Genomic DNA, 20,004 nt, shown 5'->3' with positions numbered 1-20,004 from the left:
CCCAGCCCCTTTTTGACTTTTTTTATATAAAATGATCATCAGATTTTTATAAATATTTATACATTTATCATGAAAAGTCAAAAGCCTCCATCCCAAAATGATGGTATGCAAGCGGTGTAACGATTCGTCCACGCGGTGTTCGTTGTAAAAAACCGATTTGTAACAAATACGGTTCATATACGTCTTCAATCGTTTGTGCTTCTTCCCCAATCGTTGCGGCAATCGTTTCTAATCCGACAGGCCCACCGCGAAATTTTTCCATCATACTTTTTAATAGTTTATGGTCAAGATGATCTAATCCTAATCGATCGACTTGCAATTGTTCGAGCGCCTCATTCGCTAAAAGAAACGTGATCGTCCCATCACCGCGCACTTGGGCAAAATCGCGTACACGTCGCAACAGTCGGTTTGCGATGCGCGGTGTGCCCCGTGAACGACGAGCAATTTCAAACGCGGCTTCTTCCTCGATTTGTACTGCAAAAATGTGCGCTGTTCGCTTCACAATATGCGCAAGCTCCTCAGGGGTATAGTATTCTAAACGGCTTAATACACCAAAGCGGTCACGCAGCGGGGCAGAAAGCGCCCCAGATCTTGTTGTTGCCCCTACGAGCGTAAATGGTGGTAAATCGAGGCGGACAGAACGAGCAGCTGGTCCTTTACCGATGACAATATCTAAACAAAAGTCCTCCATTGCCGGATACAACACTTCTTCTACTGCTCGCGGCAGACGATGAATTTCATCAATAAAGAGCACATCACCAGGTTCAAGCGTTGTTAAAATTGCGGCTAAATCGCCGGGCCGCTCAATCGCTGGTCCCGCTGTTGTACGCAATTGTACCCCCATTTCGTTTGCGATAATCGCGGCAAGCGTTGTTTTTCCAAGCCCTGGTGGACCGTACAACAACACGTGATCAAGCGTCTCCCCGCGCATTTTCGCCGCTTCAATAAATACAGTTAAGTTTTCCTTTACTTTTTGCTGTCCAACATATTCCCGCAACTGTTTCGGGCGAAGACTGTATTCAAGCGATGCGTCATCATAGTCAGCTGCGCTTGAAATGAGACGCTCCTCCATCATGCATCCTCCTTACTTTAGTAGTTTCTGTAAAGCAAGCTTAATATATCCTTCTGTCGATAATCGTTCTTGTTTTAGCATCGGCACAACTTTTTGAATTTCTTTGTCTGCATAACCGAGCGCCTTTAACGCTTCAAGCGCTTCAGAAAGCGCGTTCGTTTCTTCAAACGGCTCTGTAAATAAATTCGGGAAAGCATCAGGTACAATGGCTTGCAGTTTTCCTTTTAAATCTAAAATCATTTGCCGCGCCGTCTTCTTCCCGACACCTGGAAACTTACATAAAAACTGATCGTTTTCTGCTTCAATCGCTTCAACAAGTTGCTCAAGCTGACCAGCTGCTAAAATGGCAAGCGCCCCCTTTGGTCCGATGCCCGATACTTGCAATAGTTTAGCAAATAACGTTCGCTCTTGGCGAGTATGAAAGCCGTAGAGCGCAAGCACATCTTCACGCACGTACTGATATGTATATACAACAATTTGTTGCTGTTTGTTCATTTGAAATGAAAACGGATTGGGAGTAAAAATTTGATAGCCTACTCCGTTATTTTCGATGACAACATATTCCGGGCAAACGTAATCGACATATCCACGAATAAATTCAATCAACGCCTCGTTCCTCCTTTTCTCACGCTTTTCATTTTAGCATAATACAAGAAAAGCGGAAAGCAGAAGGCCAAACACAAAAAGTCCGCTTTCGTGCGCGGACTTATTTTCCAAACGGTTTATATGCTTCGATGACACGTTCATAATTTCTCTTGGAACGAACTGAAATGCCTTTTTTCAATTTCTCTCGTTCATGACTTTCTAGTTTTTTTACATCAATTTGAAAAAACGATTGAATGACGCGAGATGATTCACCTGGCTTCCCTTCAAAAATCGAGAGTGTGCCATCTTCAGTAAGACCGAAATACCCTGCTTTCGTTAATGGAGATAAATCGTCAACATATCGTTGAAAAACAATTTGCTCGTCATCCATATTGATTAGGTGCCAATCTTTATATTTGTTCCAAATGTCTTTCATTGATGTTACCGTTTCTTCCCTAATTTCCTCGCCCACTTCCCCATCCATATATACGGTTTCTAAAATAATTGTCATCTCCACAGGAGACGTATGTTGCAAAACAAATAAACTGAACAGTAATGTAAGTATCATGATTTTCACCTCATTCATATGTTGACCATTTTCTCCAAAATTAAACGGTCTTGCTACCGCAAGACCGTTATTCTAACATAGATTCATCTAAATTATGGTAAATTTCTTGCACATCATCATCATCTTCAAGCATATCAATGAGTTTTAACATTTTCGTTAAATCGTCACCCGTTAACGTCGTATACGTTTGCGGAATCATCGTTATTTCGGCTGTCGCAAACGTAAATCCTTGGGCAGCTAACGTATTTTTTACTTGTTCGAACTGTTCTGGGGATGTATAAATTTCAAATGAATCTTCCGTTGTTTCCATTTCATCTGCCCCTGCTTCAATCGCTTGTAACAGCATCTCATCTTCATCGATATGTAAATTTTCACGTGCGATAACGATTAATCCTTTTCGATCAAATAAATACGAAACACATCCCGTTTCCCCTAAGTTTCCGCCATTTTTTGAAAATGCGACACGAACGTTAGAGGCTGTACGATTTTTATTATCTGTTAAGCAAATCACCATGACCGCTACGCCGCCTGGTCCATATCCTTCATAACGAATTTCTTCATAATGTGTATGTTCTTGATTTCCTGTTGCTTTTTTAATGGCACGTTCAATATTTTCGTTCGGCATGTTCGCTGATTTTGCCTTTTCAATCGCAAGGCGCAACGTAGCGTTTGTTGTTGGATCGCCACCGCCCATCTTTGCCGCTACATAAATTTCTTTTGCCAACTTCATAAATAGTTTTCCGCGTTTCGCATCTTGTGCATTTTTGCGCCGTTGAATATTTTTCCACTTAGAATGTCCTGCCATTCGGATCCCCTCTCATATGTGAAAAATGTCCATAAAAACTATAACAAAAATAGATAAAAAAGAACAGGGGTGAGCCCCTGTTCTTTAGCCGCGATTCATAAATGGCCGTTCGATCATATCGCCCATATCGTTAAATATATCGCGAATATCGCGCTCTAGTTGATCCATCGGACCACCATCGCGAATGTCATTATCTAGCGTACGAATGCGGTTATACATGCTTTCATTTGCTACAACACGAACGGTTTTGCCCGCGGTATATGGAGCGATCGCTTCACGAACGAGACGTTCGATGCGCGCTGTATTTTTTTCTGTCGTCGATACAGCAACAACAACTCGGTCACCTGAGACGACGGCACGTGCATCTTTTACGTTTGCAACGTTTGTAGCACGTTTTGCAATTTTTTCAGCTAACGCTCCGTTATAATTACGGTAATACGACGGGCGCGTGCGTTCATCCATCGCATTTAAATGTCCATGATAGTTGCGATCAGCGCGACTAAAATTTCGATCCACTTGCGGTGTTCGTGTTGTTCGGTTCATGCCACGATCGAGCATTTCCGTAATCGGTCCATCATTGTCACGCACTTGACGAACGTTTCCGTTTAAACGCTCTGTACCATAACGGCCGTATTGAAACCCCGTCATATCGTTCTCATTCGAGTAATATCCGATGGGGCGTGTGCGATCCGTATAACGTGTATCAAATGCTTGGTTATTGCAAGCAACTAACCCGCTAAGTGCGATGACTGCCCCAAGAGCAACAATTCGCTTCCGCAAAGGAAAAACCCCCTTTTTGCTTTTGTAGACCATGCGTCTACATCATTAGCTTGGCGCAAAAAAGGAGTTTTATCGCTGTTAAAATTTTGGCGGAGCGATCGCTAACTGTCGTTTATGATGTGAACGTTCATGAAGCCGTTCAATAATTTCGCGGTCGCGTTCTGGAATTGGCTCACCTTTTAAATATTTGTCAATCATGTCGTATGTTGTACCCATTTCGTTTTCGTCTGTTTGTCCTTCCCAAAGACCTGCGCTAGGCGCTTTCGTAATAATTTCTTCAGGTACACCGAGAATGCGAGCCATTTCACGCACTTCTCCTTTTGTGAAATGAACAAGTGGGACTAAATCAACGCCACCATCGCCGTATTTTGTAAAGTAGCCTGTATGCCACTCCGCTGCATTATCCGTCCCGACGACGAGGTAACCATAATTATTTGCGACCGCATACAACGTCGTCATACGCAGACGTGCACGTGTATTCGCATCACCAAGGCGTGCAGCTTGCTCGTTCCATTGCCCCTTTTCTTTTAGTTGTTTCTCAATTTCACCGAATAATACGCGATGTGTTTCTGTTAAGTCGATGACATGATAATCAATGCCGCAACTTTCTACAACTTTTAATGCATCTTCTTTATCTTTTGGGTTACTTTTACATGGCATAATGAGCCCTAACGAGTTGTTAGGAAATGCCCGCTTAATTAAATGGGCAACGACCGCAGAATCAATGCCGCCACTAATCCCGACAATCGCTCCATTCATCCCTGCTTCCTGTACGCGTTCACGAAGCCATGCAATTAACCTCTCAATTTTTTGTTCCATGTATGTACATCCCTTTCTTTTTACATCATCATGTTCATTTTATCACACAAAAAGCAAAAAGAAAAAGAGGCGACTTATTGCCCCTCTTCTTCTTCACGATAAGGAACAGAAAAATATGGATTCATTCCATACGGTTGCCCCTGCCACCCTTGTTGCCATCCGTACGGACCATATGGCATAGCTGGCTGTGGCATATACATTTGCTGTGGCATCATCGGCACGTTTTCACCATACATTTGTTGTGGATATGATGCTTGTTGCGGTTGTTGTGAATACTCCCCTGCACCTGTTGGCATCTGCGGCATCATCGGTTGCGACTGTTGAGAATATTCACCTGTTGGCATTTGTGGCATATAAGGTGTCGGTTTCGGTTCGCCACATCCGCAATCATCGTTGTTTGCCATGTTTTGTGGATATGTCCACGGCATCATTGGATACATTGGCGGAAACCACGGATAAAAACCGTATCCTGGCATCACTGGCGAAATAGGAATGCACGGCATTGGCATCGGCAAAGGCATTGGAGCAGGCTGCGGGTGCATCGGTTGTTGTGGCTGTTCTTCCATCACTGGCGCTTGCGTTGTTGGAATTGGTGGAATATCCGGAAATGGCGGCATTGGTATCTCTTCGTCAGGTTCCATCATATTCGGCATAATATTTGGCGGTTTTGGCGGCAAAAGCGGCATCTCTTGTTTCGGCTCTTCTTTTTTCTCCGATGCTTTTGCAATTGGAATTTCTTTTGCGATCGGTTCCACGTTTTGCGGTTGTTGTAATGGTTGCTCTTTTTTGTTTACATGAATGTCAACATCAACAGAAACTTTTGGCGTTTCCTTTTTGACTGGTTTCGCTGGTGCGGCTGGTGTTGGTACTTTAATTTTCATCCCCGGCATAATGTAATTTGGATCACTTAAATGAGCGTTCATTTTTTTTAGCTCTTCAAAATCAACCTCATATTTCTCCGCAATTTTCCAAAGGGTATCTCCTTTTTGAACGATATGAATTTTCACGTGTTTCCCCCTCCTATGTTCAGACGTGACGTGTATGTCATGTTTAGCTTGTCGCTACTAGGCTTCAACATAACTTATGAACAGAAAGCTTTTTTTATGATAAAAATAAAAAAGACCGGCAAAAAAATGCCGATCTTATGCGCGTGCTAACATGCGCTCAAGTGCTAACATCGCTCCTTCTGCTACATCTTTTGGCACGGTAATGCGGTTTACCACTTTTCCTTCAAGAAGCGATTCGAGCGCCCAAAGTAAATGTGGTAAATCAATGCGATTCATCGTTAAACATGGACACATATACGGGTTTAACGATACGATTTCTTTATCTGGATGTTGTTGAATGATGCGATTCACTAAATTCATTTCTGTTCCGATCGCCCATTTGCTTCCTGCTGGTGCGTTGGCAATCGTTTCGATAATATATTTCGTCGACCCTGCATCGTCCGCTTGTTGCACGACTTCCCAGCTACATTCTGGATGAACGATAATTTTCATATCTGGCTTCGTTTTTCGAATATGTTCAATATGTTTTACTGTAAAGTTTTCATGAACGGAACAATGCCCCTTCCATAAAATTACTTTAATTTGTTGAACATCTCCCTCATATTGCAATGTATTTGTTATCGGGTCCCATACAGCCATTTGTTCTAGCGGAACACCGAGATCGTACGCTGTATTTCTTCCTAAATGTTGGTCAGGCAAAAAGAAAATACGCTCCTTTTGGGTAAACGCCCATGCGACCATTTTTTTCGCATTTGATGATGTCACTGTTGCACCGCCATGTAAACCGACAAACGCTTTAATCGCAGCTGTAGAGTTGACGTACGTTAACGGTAAAATCGTATCGCCAAACAGTTGTTGTAATATAGGCCATGCTCGTTCCACTTGTTCAATTTCTGCCATATCAGCCATCGAACAGCCCGCGCGCATATCTGGCAAAATGACGATTTGTTCATCACTCGTTAAAATATCCGCTGTTTCCGCCATAAAATGGACGCCACAAAATACAATATATTCAGCCTCTTTATTTTTCGCTGCTACTTGTGCGAGTTGCAATGAATCACCTGTCGCATCCGCAAATTGAATGACTTCGTCTTTTTGATAATGATGACCTGGAATAAATAAACGCGTGCCGAGCTCCCGTTTGACACGAGCGACTCGTTTTTCCATTTCTTCAACTGACAACTGTTTATATGTCTCTGGCATCGTGTCGTGTTGTTGCATGAGTTGTAATACGTTCATCGTTCATTCCTCCTATTGCACGTTTAAACTAATGTCCAGCGCTTTCGCTGAGTGCGTTAACATCCCTAACGAAATGTAGTCAACCCCTGTATCCCGATATTGTGCAATATTTTCAAGGGTAATCCCACCTGACGCTTCTGTAATGATAGACGATGGGACGAGTTGGACAAATTCGCGAATTTCATCGGGTGTACGGTTATCAAACATAATGATATCCGCCCCTGCTTCAACCGCTTCGATGACTTGTTGTTTCGTTTCCGTTTCCACTTCAATTTTTACCATATGACCAAGTTGGGAACGAACACGTTCGACCGCTTTTTTAATCGATCCACAAAACGCAATATGATTATCTTTAATCATCACCCCATCATACAAACCGAAGCGATGATTATAGCCGCCACCGCATGTCACCGCATATTTTTCTAACATGCGAAGCCCTGGCGTTGTTTTTCGTGTATCACAAATGCGAGTGTGATTGCTGTTGAGTGCCCGAACGGCTTGATTTGTCAATGTAGCAATACCACTCATACGCTGAAGTAAGTTTAAAATGACGCGCTCACCTGATAAAAGCGGGATGATTGGACCTGAAACGACAGCGATGACCTCTCCTTTTTTTACGCTTTCCCCGTCTCGTTTATATAATTGACATGCGATAGATGGGTGTAATAACTGATATCCGATTTCAATAATGGAAACGCCTGCGATGATCCCATCTTCTTTGGCAACAAATATCGCTCTTCCCTCATTTGAAGGAGAGAAAATTGTTTCGCTCGTAATATCACGTTCCCCAATGTCTTCTAAAAAAAACCGCTTCAATAGCTCTTTTAACTTTAGTTCATTCAACTCAAACCCTCCTTTATGAGATGCTCTGCTCTCGTGCGCATGATGCGCCGCTTTTCCCAATACATTTTTTCAAACGGCTCATCACTTCGATAATGAGCCCCGCGACTTTCTTTTCGTTGCAAAGCTGAAGTCGTGATAAGCCATCCAACGATTAACATGTATATGATCGTCCGTTTCTCATCGTCATGTTCAGGTGCCATATCCACGAGTTCATGAATCGCGTATTGTTCAAACCATCGTTTCGCTTGTAACAGTTGATCATAATCACGCACAATCCCAACATATTGTGTCATCGTTTGTTGAATTTGTTCTTTTGTTGGTAACGTGATACGTACGTGAGTTCCTTTCCTCTCGCTTTTCTTTAACGTCTGATGTTGTCCCCTTTTTTGCAACAAGTGAAAAGCTAATCTTCTACTAAAAACAAGCGCTTCAAGCAACGAGTTGCTCGCCAAACGATTCGCCCCATGCACACCTGTACATGCCGCTTCGCCAACGGCATACAATCCCGGTAACGTCGTTTCTCCATCCGTATTTACAACGATACCCCCCATTAAAAAATGAGCACCCGGGACAACAGGAAGAAGACCGTTACGCCAATCAATATGATAGCGCTCACAAAGAGATGTGATCGTTGGAAACCGAGATGAAAAGTGTGGGATCGTAGAAATATTTAAAAAAACACGATGACCATTTTTTATTTCACGATCAATGGCTCGAGATACAACGTCACGTGGAGCTAAATCTTTTTGCGGATGCGCCCCGTCCATCACGCGTCGACCGTCATCGGTGACGAGAATCGCTCCTTCGCCACGCACCGCTTCAGAAATGAGACCAACCGCTTTTTCATTCACATAGAGCATTGTCGGATGAAACTGTACAAACTCCATGTCCGTAACAGCCGCTCCCGCTCGATACGCCATCGCAATTCCATCGCCTGTTGCTGTTTCAGCGTTCGATGTAAACGTGTACAACTGCCCAATTCCACCTGTTGCAATAATTGTTGCATTCGCTACATACGTTCCTTGCTTCGTTTGCACCCCTACACAACATCCAGCGGAGACAAGCAAGTCAATCACAGGATCGTTTTCTATAAACGTTACACGTCCGGAAAGCTTCTCAAATAAGAAGGATACCATATTTTTCCCAGTCGCATCTCCTCCAGCATGTAAAATACGCTTCGTGCGATGCGCACCTTCTTGGCCAAAAAGGAGCTGTCCACGTTCGTCCACATCAAATGAAAAACCGAGATTCATGAAATGTTGAATCGCTTCACGTCCTTCTTGAACTAAAATACGTACCGCCTCGTTATCATTATGCTCACACCCAGCAATGATCGTATCTTCGTAATGAGATGACCAATGATCATTCGGGTGGATGGCAGCAGCCACTCCCCCTTGAGCAAGCCAAGAATTACTCGTTTCTTTATTCGACTTCGTGAAAATAATCACATTTTTATGCTCACATAAATGGTAGGCAACCATTAATGCTGCAAGGCCGCTACCAACGATAATCACATCCGCTTCACGCATGGATGCTCCTCCATTTCATACTGTCTTGACACCTATATTGACATATATTTAAACTGATGACAAGACTTTTGTTTTGGAAGTTGGTGAATGAGATGATTTATTTAGATCACGCTGCAACAACACCGATGAGTGAAGAAGCGTTAGCTGTTTATGTAGAAAGCGCAAAAAAATATTTTGGAAACGCCAGCAGTCTCCATGACATCGGAACAGCGGCAAATGAGTTGCTTACCGTTTGCCGAAAACAAATCGCTCAACTCGTTGGAGGAGAAGAAAAAGGGATATATTTCACAAGCGGTGGGACGGAGGCAAACGTCCTTGCTATTCGTTCGCTCGCTTATGCCCATTGTCACAAAGGAAAACATATTATTACATCAAGCGTTGAACACGCTTCCGTCCATGCGGTATGCGCCCAGCTAGAACAAGAAGGATTCACCGTCACGTACGTTCCTGTCGATCGTTTTGGACAAGTAAATATTGAAGCGCTTGAACGGGCGTTGACAGAAGAAACGATTCTTGTATCTATTCAACATGCGAATTCTGAAATTGGCACAATTCAAACATTAAAGCAAATTGGTGAATTGTTAAAGAAAAAACAAATTATCTTTCATAGCGATTGTGTACAAACTTTTGGTAAAATACCGATAGATGTGAAACAGTTCCATCTCGATAGCATATCCATCTCTAGCCATAAAATTTACGGTCCGAAAGGAGTTGGAGCTGTTTATATCAACCCACGCGTCCCTTGGCACATGTCGTTACCAAACACAACACATGAAGGCGGATTTCGACCGGGAACGGTCAACGTCCCCGGCATCGCTTCTTTTACAACAGCGGCTCTTGAAATCGAAAAAAAGCGCACAACAGCGCAACATCATATGAATGAATTGCGTCGCTATTTTGTTGAGCAAATCGTTCAAAAACAACTACCGATAACTGTTTTTGAGCATCCGACTGACCAATTGCCACAAATTGTAGGCTGTCTCGTTCACGGCTTTGAAGGACAATATGTCATGTTGCACTGCAATCGTCACGGAATAGCCATTTCGACGGGAAGCGCATGTCAAGTCGGAAAACAAGCTCCTTCAAAAACGATGATCGCGATCGGCAAGGAGGACGATGAAGCGAAGCAATTCATTCGTCTTTCATTTGGTGTGCATACAACAAAAAGCGAAATCGAAGCCGTTGTTTCTGTACTTGAACAGCTTCAAAAAGAAAGGATGTCAACATGAAAAAAGAGAGAAAATTACTTGGGGAGGAACGACGAGCGCTTATTTTGCAATGGCTAAAAGAGAACCATCGCCCGATGACAGGGACTGAATTAGCCAATAAAACAAACGTCAGTCGTCAAGTTATCGTTCAAGATATTTCGCTATTAAAAGCAAGAAACGAGCCAATTATCGCCACAAGCCAAGGATATTTATATTTATCGCCTTCTTCTACTCACATGTATACGCGCGTGGTTGCTTGTTGTCATACGCCAGAACAAACAAAAGACGAACTGTACACTATTGTCGATCATGGCGTTACTGTTAAAGATGTCAAAATTGAACATCCCGTATACGGTGACTTAACAGCGTCGATTATGGTCAGCAATCGGTTAGAAGTCGATGAATTTATTCGAAAAATTAACGAAACGAAATCTGCCTATTTATCTCAACTGACAGATGGTGTGCATTTGCATACGCTTGAAGCAGATCGTGTAGAAAAGCTCGATGAAGCATGTACAGCTTTAAAACAAGCAGGATTTTTAATCGAATAAAAAACATCCCTTTACACGAGGGATGTTTTTTTTACGGTATAATATGGATAGCTGCCTAATAGTTGCACCGTACAGCCGAGCGCTTCTAGCTCCGCAATCGCTCCCGGAATTAAAACGTCATCCATTTTTTGATCGATATCAATAATGAAAAAGTAGTTCCCTAAGCCTGTTTTCGCTGGTCTTGACTCAATTTTTGTTAAGTTGAGCTTTCGCCATGCAAACGCCGATAACACTTGATGAAGCGCTCCTGCTTGATCTTTTGGCAACATAACCATCAACGTTGTTTTAAATCCGTCTTCTTGATCTTTTACAGGCAATAAACAGCGTTCACGGTGCAATACGATAAAGCGCGTATGGTTGTAGTCATAATCATGAATGTTTTCTTTCGCAATCGCTAAACCGTATTGTTTTGCAGCCAGACGATTGCCAATCGCTGCAATATTTTCTTTCGGATGCTCGCTTACATATTGAGCTGCTGCACTTGTTGAAGTGACGTATTCGTACGTGGCATGCTTTAAATGACGATGTAAAAACTTATGACATTGTGCAATCGCATGTGAATGGGAATAAATACGTTTAATGTGCTTCCAATCGTCCAATTGAGACGGATGAACGAGCAAATGTTGTTCAATCGGTGCGATAATTTCCCCTACAATCGGCAAATTACATTCGTGAATTAAATAATCAATCGTCAAATTGACGGAACCTTCGAGCGCATTTTCTAACGGAACGACAGCAAACTCCACTTCGCCGTCACGGACAGCGTCCATGCATTGCGGAATTGTATGATATGGGACGTTCAGAATATGTGGAAAAACCGCCTCAACGGCCGCATGCGTAAACGTCCCTTTTGGTCCTAAATATCCGATTTTCACATTTCCTCTCCTCTCTACGCCCCTGAACCGAGAATCTCTACTTTTTCAACAAAAGGCAGTTGTTTTAATTGCGAAAGTAGCTCATCAATCGTCATCGTCATCTCGCTTGTACTGATCGATAACGTCACGTTTGCACGTCCTTGAAGCGGAATCGTTTGGTGAATCGTAAGCACGTTGCAATTGGCTGCTGCAACAACACTTAACAGCTTTGAAAGGGTGCCTGAGCGGTCTTCTAAATGAAAAAAAAGCGTAATAATTTTTTCGCGAACCATCGTATGAAATGGAAAAACGGCGTCGCGATATTTGTAAAAAACGCTTCGGCTAACATCGACAAGTTGCACAGCGTCAGCGACAGAATCAACTTTTTTTCGTTCAATTAATTCTTTTGCAGCCAATACTTTTTTCATCGCCTCAGGCAACACATCTTCACGCACTAAGTAAAACTTTTTATCCACCGCACAGACGCCCCCTTTCGCATTAATCAACAAATTCAAATTCGTAATTCAACAGTTTGACAATATCTCCATCTTTTGCTCCGCGAGCGCGCAATGCATCGTCGACTCCAAGTGAACGCAACTGACGCGCAAAACGACGCACGGACTCTTCGCGTGAAAAATCGGTCATTTTGAACAGTTTTTCAATCTTTTCTCCGGATAAAATAAACGTCCCATCATCATCGCGCGTAATATGAAACGGAGCTTCTTCTTTTTCAAGCTTGTAAACGACGCGATGAATCGCTTCTTCCTCTTGAGGATAGAGCGGAAATTCCGGCGTCGTTTCAAGCAAGTCGGCAATCGCAAATAACAGTTCACGAATCCCTTGGCGCGTGACTGCTGAAATTGGGAAAATCGGCACATCTTCATTTAATTTTTGTTTGAACTGTTGCAAATGTTCCTCTGCATTTGGCATATCCATTTTATTCGCCACAATAATTTGTGGTCGCTCTGTTAGACGTAAATTATATTGTTTTAATTCTTCGTTAATGACTACATAATCTTCGTACGGATCCCGTCCTTCGATGGCAGCCATATCAATTACGTGCACAATGACGCGCGTTCGTTCAATATGACGTAAAAATTGATGCCCAAGTCCAACGCCTTGGTGTGCCCCTTCAATGAGACCTGGTAAATCTGCCATTACGAAGCTGCGACCATCTTCCGTTTCAACAACACCTAGATTAGGAACGATCGTCGTAAAATGATAGTCTGCGATTTTCGGCTTCGCTGCTGAAACGACCGACAGTAACGTCGACTTACCGACGCTTGGAAAACCGACAAGCCCCACATCTGCAAGCAGTTTTAATTCTAATGTCACGTATCGTTCTTGTCCCGGCTCACCGTTTTCAGCAATTTCTGGCGCCGGATTCGATGCGGTTGCAAAGCGAGTATTTCCTCGTCCACCGCGACCACCTTTTGCTACGACAAATCGTTGTCCATGTTCTGTTAAATCAGCAATGACTTCTTTCGTTTCATCGTCAATGACAACTGTTCCCGGCGGCACTTTCACAATTAAATCTTCGGCGTTTTTTCCGTGTTGATTTTTCGACATACCATGTTCGCCACGTGGCGCTTTAAAATGACGCTGGTAGCGAAAATCCATTAACGTACGTAATCCTTCATCAACAACAAATACGACATCGCCACCTTTTCCACCGTCCCCTCCAGCAGGCCCGCCTTTGGGAACGTATTTTTCGCGCCGAAACGCGACCATTCCGTTTCCGCCGTCGCCACCTTTCACATATATTTTCACTTGATCAACAAACATCGTCTTTCTCCTCCGATCTGTTCATCTTTCATTTAAAAAGATGAAATAGTTGCACATAGCGTTAGTTCATGTTCTTGAATGACATATTCATAAAGCGAGAGCGCCTCATATTGACTATGTTTTTGAATCCATGCTTTCACCGCCTCGAGTTTGTGAAGCATGCCGCGATAGTCAAAAAATAAGCGCACATCTTTTCCTGTTAAATCGATCGTAATCGTTACATAGTTTTCAACATGTGGAGAAGAACATTCCTCAAGCATATGTAAAAATGTTTGACACCACGTAACGAGCATATGATCGTATGCATGTAGCGAGCGTGGCTCTCCTAACACTTCATACTCTAGTTGAATATGACGAGCTTGCCAATGGTACGTCATAAGCAATTCAGCGAAGCGCCCTGCTTGTAAATTCGTTAGCTTCGCTTCATGTTCTGCCTCAATGATAATTTGTTGAATAATCTCATTGACGCGATCCATCCGTTGCAAAGATAAATTCCCTTTAATGAGCTGAATTTTATTGAGCCAGTCGTGCCTGGAATGACGCAACGCTTCTACAATTGTCCACCGCTTCTCCATCATTCATTCTCCCATAAACATTTTGAGTATAATTATAACATACGACAACAAAAAGAAAACCCTAACCAAGTCGGTTAGAGTTTTCCACTTCCTTATGCTTCTTTTACAACAGGATAAACGCTCACTTTTTTACGATCGCGACCCATGCGCTCGAAGCGAACGATGCCGTCAACTTTCGCATAAAGTGTGTCGTCGCCACCGCGGCCTACGTTTAATCCTGGATAAATTTTTGTTCCGCGTTGACGGTAAAGAATTGAACCGCCTGTAACGAATTGACCGTCCGCACGCTTCGCACCAAGACGTTTTGCGATCGAATCACGACCGTTCTTTGTTGAACCTACCCCTTTTTTCGATGCGAAAAACTGAAGATCTAAACGCAACATGTCGTGTCACCTCCTACAACGTTTTCGTCGTTATGTTGACGTATTTACCGTAATCACGCTCAATCGTTTGGAGCGACACGATCATTCCTTCAAGAAGAAGTTGCACATCGGCTAGTACTTTCGCATCTTCAATTGTCGGAAGTTCACAATGAAGATAGCCGTCTTTCCCTTGTTGAATGATCGGTTTCACATTCGTCAAGGCAATGATTGCATTGACCGCACCAAACGAAATAGCTGATACACCTGCACATACAATGTCTTGTCCACGCTTCGCAAACTGAGCGTGTCCGCTAATGGTAAAGGAACGAATCGTCCCTTCTGACGTCCGATTAATTGTTATGCGAATCATCGCTTACGCCTTATGCGTTAATTTTTTCGATAACAACTTTTGTGTATGGTTGGCGATGACCTTGCTTACGACGATAGTTTTTCTTTGGCTTATATTTGAAAACGATGATCTTCTTTTGACGACCATGTTTTTCAACTTTCGCCGTTACTGTTGCGCCAGCGACTGTAGGATTGCCAACTTTTACGTTTTCGCCACCTACAAATAACACTTTGTCAAATGTTACAGTTTCGCCTTCTGCTGCATCGATTTTCTCGATGTAAATCGCTTGGCCTTCTTGTACTTTAATTTGTTTTCCACCAGTTTCAATAATCGCGTACATATTTGCACCTCCTAAACTAGACTCAGACTCGCCAGCTGCGAGGCGGTTCAAGCGAACGCTTAAATAGCCTTAGCTGAGCGGTTGTAGCACGGGTGCTACACAACATAGAAGATGATAGCATAAAAAGAAAACAATTGTCAATACGTATAAATGAAATGGCCGATCGGTTCATTTGTTCGTTTCTCATGAAAATATGCGTACAACAATTCGTTTTCGTCGAGTTCCATTTCCATTTGATTTTTCTTTACGATAATCGCATGTTTTTTTCCGCGATGAAACAAAAGAAGGACGCGAAATAACGGATCATTTGCATCAACGACAAGACGCTTTAACGCTCGATATTCCGTTCGTTTTCCGTAGTAACGTTCAAGTAAGAAACGGATCCATACATATGTTCTTTGCTTCCATTCAAACCAAATAGCATGCGCTAAAAAAAGACCAATGATCCATAAATTCATGTGCGCCGGTGCGACGACCAATAAAGCAATAAAATATATAATCAAGAAAAGGAAGGAGAAATAAAGCGTTTGTTCATGCGCACGCCGAAACGACGTACGCGCTGTGCGATAAAGGAACATTAGCTTTCCTCCATCAAGCGGCCAAATCGGCAATAAGTTAATAAGTAAAATAGATAAATTATATTCAATGATCTGCTGATACCATTCATTAGATAACATGTTTGCCTCGTGAGCGATATATGCCATAAAAAAAATAAATATGTGCTGAAACGGACCTGCTAGTGTTACGATCAATTCTTCATGAAACGGACGATTTCCGTGCTCATCTATCTCCGCTACCCCGCCAAACGGCAAGAGTAAAACACGTTTGACACGCCATGAAAACATGTGCGCCGCTACAACGTGTCCAAGTTCGTGCCAAAGCACAATCCAAAATAGTAAAAGGAGCGTCTGAAATTGCGCAGTCATGACAGCTATCAACGCAACAAACCAAAAGAGCGGATGAATATGAATGTTCATAAATATAGCTACCCATTTATTCAAAGGAAATCACCTGAACCGGATCAATGAAGCGATCCCCTTTTTTAACGGCAAAATAAAATACACTTTTCTGATTATTCTCTTCCGCCTTCCCTACTTCTTTTCCCACCTCAATAAAATCATACAACTTTACAGAAATAGCTGATAATTTTCCATACCACGTTTCGCTTCCGTCCGCATGTTGAATAATGACCGTTTTTCCGTACGGTTCTTTCACACCGGCAAACACGACAATCCCTTCTTCGACTGCTTTAATGGCTTGATTAGTTTCAATAACAACGCCTTGTCCATTATGTTCGAATGTTTCTACAACACGTGCTGAAGCAGGGAAGGCATACGCTGTAGCAGTTGTCTCTTGTTGTTTTTTTGTTTGAAAAAATGCAAGCGGCTTGCCGAATGTGTTTTCATACCATTGCGCAACGGTCGCAAATTGAAAATCTTTTTCCATCACTTGTTTGACGAATGTGCGTGCTTCTTCCATTTTCGGAGAATCATATTGAAACAAAATGGCAACGCTAAAAAATAACATCGCCGCCAAAAAACTTTTCAATAAAAATATATCTTTACGAAACAGCGGCGGCTCCCGATCGCCGTCATACGTCACAACGGTCGGATTCCCGTATTTTTCATCTTCGCTCCAATTCGTCAACATCGTTTGAACGTAGCGTTCGCGTTGCTTTTTTCGCTTGGCCATTCGTTTTCGAATATGTTCAATTCGATCGCTCACACTCCCACCCCTCTCGTCCTATTTGTATTATATGTATTTGGGAAATAGAGAAGATATGAATGAAAAAAGCACCTCCAAATGGAAGTGCTAACGAGCGCTAAACAGTTTTTTAATTTTCGAGAAAAAGCCTTTTTGTTCTTCATCATCAAGCGACATAAGCGGCACCGATTCACCGAGAAGGCGACGGGCGATGTTGCGATACGCTAGCGATGCTTTACTATTCGGATCGAGAACGATCGGTTCACCATTGTTTGATGCTTTAATCACATGTTCATCATCGACAATAATACCGAGTAAATCAATCGATAAGTGCATGACAATTTCATCAATATCTAACATATCATGATTTTTCAACATATGACTACGAATGCGGTTAATAATTAAACGTGGTCGTCTCATATGCTCTTCTTTTTCAAGCAAACCGATAATTCGGTCGGCATCGCGAACCGCTGAAATGTCTGGGGTTGTCACAACAATCGCTTCATCCGCTCCCGCGACAGCATTTTTATATCCTTGTTCAATACCTGCAGGACAATCAATTAAAATATAATCGTAATCTTGTCTTAAATCGTCAATGAGCTGTTTCATTTGTTCCGGCGTCACAGCAGATTTGTCACTCGTTTGAGCAGCTGGCAACAAATATAAACGATCTTCAAATCGCTTATCTTTCACAAGCGCTTTTTGAACGGTGCAACGTCCTTCAGCAACATCGACAAGATCGTAAATGATGCGATTTTCTAATCCCATAATGACATCAAGATTGCGCAAACCGATGTCAGTATCAACGAGACAGACACGCTTTCCTAAAAGCGCAAGCGCCGTTCCGAGATTTGCTGTCGTTGTTGTTTTGCCAACGCCACCTTTACCAGAAGTAATAACAATCGCTTCTCCCACTGTCAAATGCTCCTTTCTAATCGGGTTAAATTCGGTCGTAAATGCATCAATAGTTGCAACCGATCGACAACAATTTGATCGTGTTCATCAATATAAGCGCACTCCATTTCATTTCCTTCGTCGGCACGATAATCTGGTGCTCGATTCATCACATCGCTAATGCGCAACTGTGTCGGCTTCATAACTGACGCAGCAATGATCGCTTGACGATTCCCATCATATCCCGCATGAGCAATGCCACGTAACGCCCCTAATACAAAAATGTTTCCTGTGGCAATGACAGTTCCGCCAGGATTCACATCACCTATTAACAGTAAATCTCCATCGACATGTAGCACTTGCCCAGAACGAATAATTTTCGCAACAGATACAATTTCATTTTTCTTCTTCCATTCTAACGCCTCTTGTTTCGTCATCACGTTGCTTACAATCGAGTGAACGATTAAGTTTTTTTTCATTCGAATGACATCGCGCAATCGCTCTTCTTGCTCACGCGTCAAATATCTGTTTCCCACATGTACATGCACCGAAACAAGCGGACCTTCCTCGTCACGAGTTGTCGTCATCAACAACTCATCCACTTGTTTTAATAATTCGTCATAGGCGCACGTATCGTCGAGATACAACGTCAGTCCTTCTTTCGTTCCTTTCATCGACACATATACTCTTTTCTCCTTGCCAGCCACGACTTTCACCTCAATGAATATTTCTCCGCATTTTTTTTGTATTCCTTCACACTGGCGACGATTCGTCCTGTTTCTCATGCCACTTTAACAACGTTTGCTTTAGCGGATAGGCGGCGACCAAAATGATTACTGTATGAATAAACAACGTTGGCAAAAAACGTGCTTGTAAAAACGTTTGAACAGACATGGTCGTTCCACCAATAACAAGTTGGATGGCGTATGCGTACCATTCGACACATGCAATCGCCACAATGGCAAAAAAAGAAGCCGTCCATGCATTTTTATGAAAAACGTTCATCGCTTTTGCGATTAAATAGGCGATGAGCGAAAAGGCAAAGGCATAAGCACCTAATAGTTCCGTATATGCTACATCGTATAATAGCCCGAAGATGAATCCGTACATCATTCCTTCTGTTTGTCCAATAAAAATCGTAATAAACACGATAAAAACGAGCAACATACGCGGGACGAGCAAATAAACATCAAATAATGGCTGTGAAAACAATTGAACAATAATGCTTTCAGATAAAAACATCACGGTCACAAGGAAAGGAAGAAACAAACGGTTCATTGTCCTTCCTCCTCTTGCGACATTTCAATTTTCCGTTTCACAATAATCACATCATCGATGTCATAAAAATTCGCTGCTGGCTTGATATAGGCAATTTGTGTAAGCCCGTACTCATCCGCAACGACTTCTTCCACTTCTCCGATAAACAATCCTTTTGGAAAAATCCCGCCAAGTCCTGATGTAAAGACACGCTGCCCTTTCTCGATTTTCGCGTCATACGGAATGCGTTTAAGCAGCAACGTCTCTCGCTCTTCATCGTATCCTTCTATTAAACCGAATACGTTTTCATCTCCTTGAATAAATGCGGAAATGCGATTTTGCCGATCTTTTGCGCTTAGCAGTTGCACCGTGGCGCTAAATGGCGATACGCTCCGCACTTTCCCGATTAGTCCTTGTGGCGTAATGACCGCCATATTTTTTTCCACACCGTGCTGTGACCCTTTATTGACAATTAACGTCTCTTCCCAACGCTCTGGATTGCGCCCAATGACTGTCGCTTGAATGGCAACAAAGTCACGTAAACTTTCTTTTTTATTCAAAAGTTCACGCAAACGTTCGTTTTCTTTTTTTAGCGATTCCACTTCCGATTGCAAAAGAACGTATTGCTCTAAATGCTCTTTTAAACGCTTGTTTTCTTCGTATGTATGGCGCAAATCATTCACATTTTCAAAGAAGCCCGCAACAAACTGTGCGGGCTTATGCACGATCGATTGCATAAAAACAACAGTGTCTTTCACAAACTTTTCCATCCAACTTAATTCGTTTCGCTCTTTCAATGAAAAACCGATCAAGGCGACGAGAACCATGATACTGACAAGCAATATGATAAGCCGTTTATTTAAGAAAAACTTCGGCAT

25 protein-coding genes and 1 other annotated feature are annotated in these 20,004 nt (G+C 42.6%); of the genes, 2 read left to right on the top strand and 23 right to left on the bottom strand.

The annotated features are described in order from the left end of the window. Window positions 1–67: 67 nt before the first annotated feature. The 10 genes from ruvB to nadB form a co-directional block, all read right to left on the bottom strand. A complete protein-coding gene (ruvB, locus tag BO219_RS01800) occupies window positions 68–1,072 on the bottom strand; it encodes a Holliday junction branch migration DNA helicase RuvB (RefSeq protein ID WP_077428063.1) in 1,005 nt (334 codons plus the stop codon). 12 nt (window positions 1,073–1,084) lie between these two features. After that, window positions 1,085–1,678: a Holliday junction branch migration protein RuvA gene (ruvA, locus tag BO219_RS01795; RefSeq protein ID WP_077428062.1), complete on the bottom strand. Its 594-nt coding sequence runs from the start codon at window positions 1,676–1,678 to the stop codon at window positions 1,085–1,087. 100 nt (window positions 1,679–1,778) lie between these two features. Beyond that, a complete protein-coding gene (locus BO219_RS01790; protein WP_077428061.1) occupies window positions 1,779–2,243 on the bottom strand; it encodes a BofC C-terminal domain-containing protein in 465 nt (154 codons plus the stop codon). 49 nt (window positions 2,244–2,292) lie between these two features. Then, the gene (locus BO219_RS01785) at window positions 2,293–3,030 is read right to left on the bottom strand and encodes a YebC/PmpR family DNA-binding transcriptional regulator (protein WP_004889261.1); all 738 of its coding nucleotides are present in this window, start codon (window positions 3,028–3,030) and stop codon (window positions 2,293–2,295) included. Window positions 3,031–3,114: 84 nt separating this feature from the next. Continuing rightward, entirely contained in the window at window positions 3,115–3,810 is a 696-nt protein-coding gene (locus BO219_RS01780; RefSeq protein ID WP_077428060.1) for a YhcN/YlaJ family sporulation lipoprotein, read from the bottom strand. A 78-nt stretch (window positions 3,811–3,888) separates the two neighbouring features. Next, entirely contained in the window at window positions 3,889–4,629 is a 741-nt protein-coding gene (nadE, locus tag BO219_RS01775) for an NAD(+) synthase (RefSeq protein ID WP_077428058.1), read from the bottom strand. Window positions 4,630–4,703: 74 nt separating this feature from the next. Beyond that, complete coding sequence (safA, locus tag BO219_RS01770) at window positions 4,704–5,636, bottom strand: SafA/ExsA family spore coat assembly protein (RefSeq protein ID WP_077428056.1); 933 nt, start codon at window positions 5,634–5,636, stop codon at window positions 4,704–4,706. Window positions 5,637–5,771: 135 nt separating this feature from the next. Further along, on the bottom strand, window positions 5,772–6,875 hold the full coding sequence (gene nadA / locus BO219_RS01765) for a quinolinate synthase NadA (protein ID WP_077428054.1): 1,104 nt from the start codon (window positions 6,873–6,875) through the stop codon (window positions 5,772–5,774). 12 nt (window positions 6,876–6,887) lie between these two features. Continuing rightward, on the bottom strand, window positions 6,888–7,718 hold the full coding sequence (gene nadC / locus BO219_RS01760; RefSeq protein WP_077428052.1) for a carboxylating nicotinate-nucleotide diphosphorylase: 831 nt from the start codon (window positions 7,716–7,718) through the stop codon (window positions 6,888–6,890). Beyond that, complete coding sequence (gene nadB, locus BO219_RS01755; RefSeq protein WP_077428050.1) at window positions 7,715–9,247, bottom strand: L-aspartate oxidase; 1,533 nt, start codon at window positions 9,245–9,247, stop codon at window positions 7,715–7,717. Before nadB ends, nadC begins: the two co-directional genes overlap by 4 nt. A 92-nt stretch (window positions 9,248–9,339) precedes the next feature. Here nadB and BO219_RS01750 point away from each other — a divergent pair, with 92 nt between their 5' ends. Beyond that, window positions 9,340–10,476, top strand: coding sequence for an IscS subfamily cysteine desulfurase (locus BO219_RS01750; RefSeq protein WP_077428048.1), 1,137 nt, complete (start codon window positions 9,340–9,342; stop codon window positions 10,474–10,476). Further along, complete coding sequence (locus BO219_RS01745) at window positions 10,473–11,006, top strand: transcription repressor NadR (RefSeq protein WP_077428046.1); 534 nt, start codon at window positions 10,473–10,475, stop codon at window positions 11,004–11,006. The genes BO219_RS01750 and BO219_RS01745 overlap by 4 nt, the downstream gene beginning before the upstream one ends. An 11-nt stretch (window positions 11,007–11,017) precedes the next feature. On the opposite strand, the gene pheA is transcribed toward BO219_RS01745, so the two are convergent. The 13 genes from pheA to mreC all read right to left on the bottom strand — a co-directional run bounded on the left by pheA (window position 11,018) and on the right by mreC (window position 20,004). Continuing rightward, window positions 11,018–11,881 (bottom strand): prephenate dehydratase, encoded by an 864-nt coding sequence (pheA, locus tag BO219_RS01740; protein ID WP_077428044.1) that lies wholly within the window; start codon window positions 11,879–11,881, stop codon window positions 11,018–11,020. A gap of 14 nt (window positions 11,882–11,895) precedes the next feature. After that, window positions 11,896–12,336 carry an ACT domain-containing protein gene (locus BO219_RS01735; protein ID WP_004889247.1) on the bottom strand — a complete coding sequence of 147 codons (441 nt, stop codon included), beginning with the start codon at window positions 12,334–12,336 and terminating at the stop codon, window positions 11,896–11,898. A gap of 22 nt (window positions 12,337–12,358) precedes the next feature. Next, window positions 12,359–13,645, bottom strand: a complete 1,287-nt coding sequence (gene obgE, locus BO219_RS01730; protein ID WP_006320445.1) for a GTPase ObgE — start codon at window positions 13,643–13,645, stop codon at window positions 12,359–12,361. A gap of 32 nt (window positions 13,646–13,677) precedes the next feature. Continuing rightward, entirely contained in the window at window positions 13,678–14,220 is a 543-nt protein-coding gene (locus BO219_RS01725) for a Spo0B C-terminal domain-containing protein (protein WP_375153719.1), read from the bottom strand. Window positions 14,221–14,312: 92 nt separating this feature from the next. Next, entirely contained in the window at window positions 14,313–14,603 is a 291-nt protein-coding gene (gene rpmA / locus BO219_RS01720) for a 50S ribosomal protein L27 (RefSeq protein WP_003396301.1), read from the bottom strand. Between the two features lie 13 nt (window positions 14,604–14,616). Then, window positions 14,617–14,952 (bottom strand): ribosomal-processing cysteine protease Prp, encoded by a 336-nt coding sequence (locus BO219_RS01715; RefSeq protein ID WP_006320440.1) that lies wholly within the window; start codon window positions 14,950–14,952, stop codon window positions 14,617–14,619. 10 nt (window positions 14,953–14,962) lie between these two features. Then, window positions 14,963–15,271 (bottom strand): 50S ribosomal protein L21, encoded by a 309-nt coding sequence (rplU, locus tag BO219_RS01710; RefSeq protein ID WP_003396311.1) that lies wholly within the window; start codon window positions 15,269–15,271, stop codon window positions 14,963–14,965. 14 nt (window positions 15,272–15,285) lie between these two features. Next, window positions 15,286–15,364, bottom strand: a sequence feature (ribosomal protein L21 leader region). Window positions 15,365–15,408: 44 nt separating this feature from the next. After that, window positions 15,409–16,272 carry a site-2 protease family protein gene (locus BO219_RS01705; RefSeq protein WP_077428040.1) on the bottom strand — a complete coding sequence of 288 codons (864 nt, stop codon included), beginning with the start codon at window positions 16,270–16,272 and terminating at the stop codon, window positions 15,409–15,411. Next, the gene (locus BO219_RS01700; protein ID WP_077428038.1) at window positions 16,265–16,996 is read right to left on the bottom strand and encodes a M23 family metallopeptidase; all 732 of its coding nucleotides are present in this window, start codon (window positions 16,994–16,996) and stop codon (window positions 16,265–16,267) included. The genes BO219_RS01705 and BO219_RS01700 overlap by 8 nt, the downstream gene beginning before the upstream one ends. 87 nt (window positions 16,997–17,083) lie before the next feature. After that, window positions 17,084–17,890 carry a septum site-determining protein MinD gene (gene minD, locus BO219_RS01695; RefSeq protein ID WP_077428036.1) on the bottom strand — a complete coding sequence of 269 codons (807 nt, stop codon included), beginning with the start codon at window positions 17,888–17,890 and terminating at the stop codon, window positions 17,084–17,086. A gap of 2 nt (window positions 17,891–17,892) precedes the next feature. Continuing rightward, window positions 17,893–18,543: a septum site-determining protein MinC gene (gene minC, locus BO219_RS01690; protein WP_216366175.1), complete on the bottom strand. Its 651-nt coding sequence runs from the start codon at window positions 18,541–18,543 to the stop codon at window positions 17,893–17,895. A gap of 79 nt (window positions 18,544–18,622) precedes the next feature. Beyond that, the gene (gene mreD / locus BO219_RS01685; RefSeq protein ID WP_077428032.1) at window positions 18,623–19,147 is read right to left on the bottom strand and encodes a rod shape-determining protein MreD; all 525 of its coding nucleotides are present in this window, start codon (window positions 19,145–19,147) and stop codon (window positions 18,623–18,625) included. Continuing rightward, complete coding sequence (gene mreC, locus BO219_RS01680) at window positions 19,144–20,004, bottom strand: rod shape-determining protein MreC (protein WP_077428030.1); 861 nt, start codon at window positions 20,002–20,004, stop codon at window positions 19,144–19,146. Before mreC ends, mreD begins: the two co-directional genes overlap by 4 nt.

This window comes from Anoxybacillus kestanbolensis, from assembly GCF_001996285.1.
Classification (GTDB): domain Bacteria; phylum Bacillota; class Bacilli; order Bacillales; family Anoxybacillaceae; genus Anoxybacillus; species Anoxybacillus kestanbolensis_A.
The sequence above is the reverse complement of the archived record's forward strand: the minus strand, read 5'-3'. Positions and strand labels throughout refer to the sequence as shown.

Coding starts and splice junctions, on each gene's coding strand:
- BO219_RS01790 (WP_077428061.1), bottom strand. CDS start 2,243: ATGAATGAGGTGAAAATCATGATACTTACATTACTGTTCAGTTTATTT.
- nadE (WP_077428058.1), bottom strand. CDS start 4,629: ATGGAACAAAAAATTGAGAGGTTAATTGCATGGCTTCGTGAACGCGTA.
- rplU (WP_003396311.1), bottom strand. CDS start 15,271: ATGTACGCGATTATTGAAACTGGTGGAAAACAAATTAAAGTACAAGAA.
- mreC (WP_077428030.1), bottom strand. CDS start 20,004: ATGCCGAAGTTTTTCTTAAATAAACGGCTTATCATATTGCTTGTCAGT.
- BO219_RS01715 (WP_006320440.1), bottom strand. CDS start 14,952: ATGATTCGCATAACAATTAATCGGACGTCAGAAGGGACGATTCGTTCC.
- BO219_RS01725 (WP_375153719.1), bottom strand. CDS start 14,220: ATGGAGAAGCGGTGGACAATTGTAGAAGCGTTGCGTCATTCCAGGCAC.
- rpmA (WP_003396301.1), bottom strand. CDS start 14,603: ATGTTGCGTTTAGATCTTCAGTTTTTCGCATCGAAAAAAGGGGTAGGT.
- BO219_RS01785 (WP_004889261.1), bottom strand. CDS start 3,030: ATGGCAGGACATTCTAAGTGGAAAAATATTCAACGGCGCAAAAATGCA.
- mreD (WP_077428032.1), bottom strand. CDS start 19,147: ATGAACCGTTTGTTTCTTCCTTTCCTTGTGACCGTGATGTTTTTATCT.
- BO219_RS01750 (WP_077428048.1), top strand. CDS start 9,340: ATGATTTATTTAGATCACGCTGCAACAACACCGATGAGTGAAGAAGCG.
- minC (WP_216366175.1), bottom strand. CDS start 18,543: ATGAAAGGAACGAAAGAAGGACTGACGTTGTATCTCGACGATACGTGC.
- nadA (WP_077428054.1), bottom strand. CDS start 6,875: ATGAACGTATTACAACTCATGCAACAACACGACACGATGCCAGAGACA.
- obgE (WP_006320445.1), bottom strand. CDS start 13,645: ATGTTTGTTGATCAAGTGAAAATATATGTGAAAGGTGGCGACGGCGGA.
- ruvB (WP_077428063.1), bottom strand. CDS start 1,072: ATGGAGGAGCGTCTCATTTCAAGCGCAGCTGACTATGATGACGCATCG.
- BO219_RS01745 (WP_077428046.1), top strand. CDS start 10,473: ATGAAAAAAGAGAGAAAATTACTTGGGGAGGAACGACGAGCGCTTATT.
- nadB (WP_077428050.1), bottom strand. CDS start 9,247: ATGCGTGAAGCGGATGTGATTATCGTTGGTAGCGGCCTTGCAGCATTA.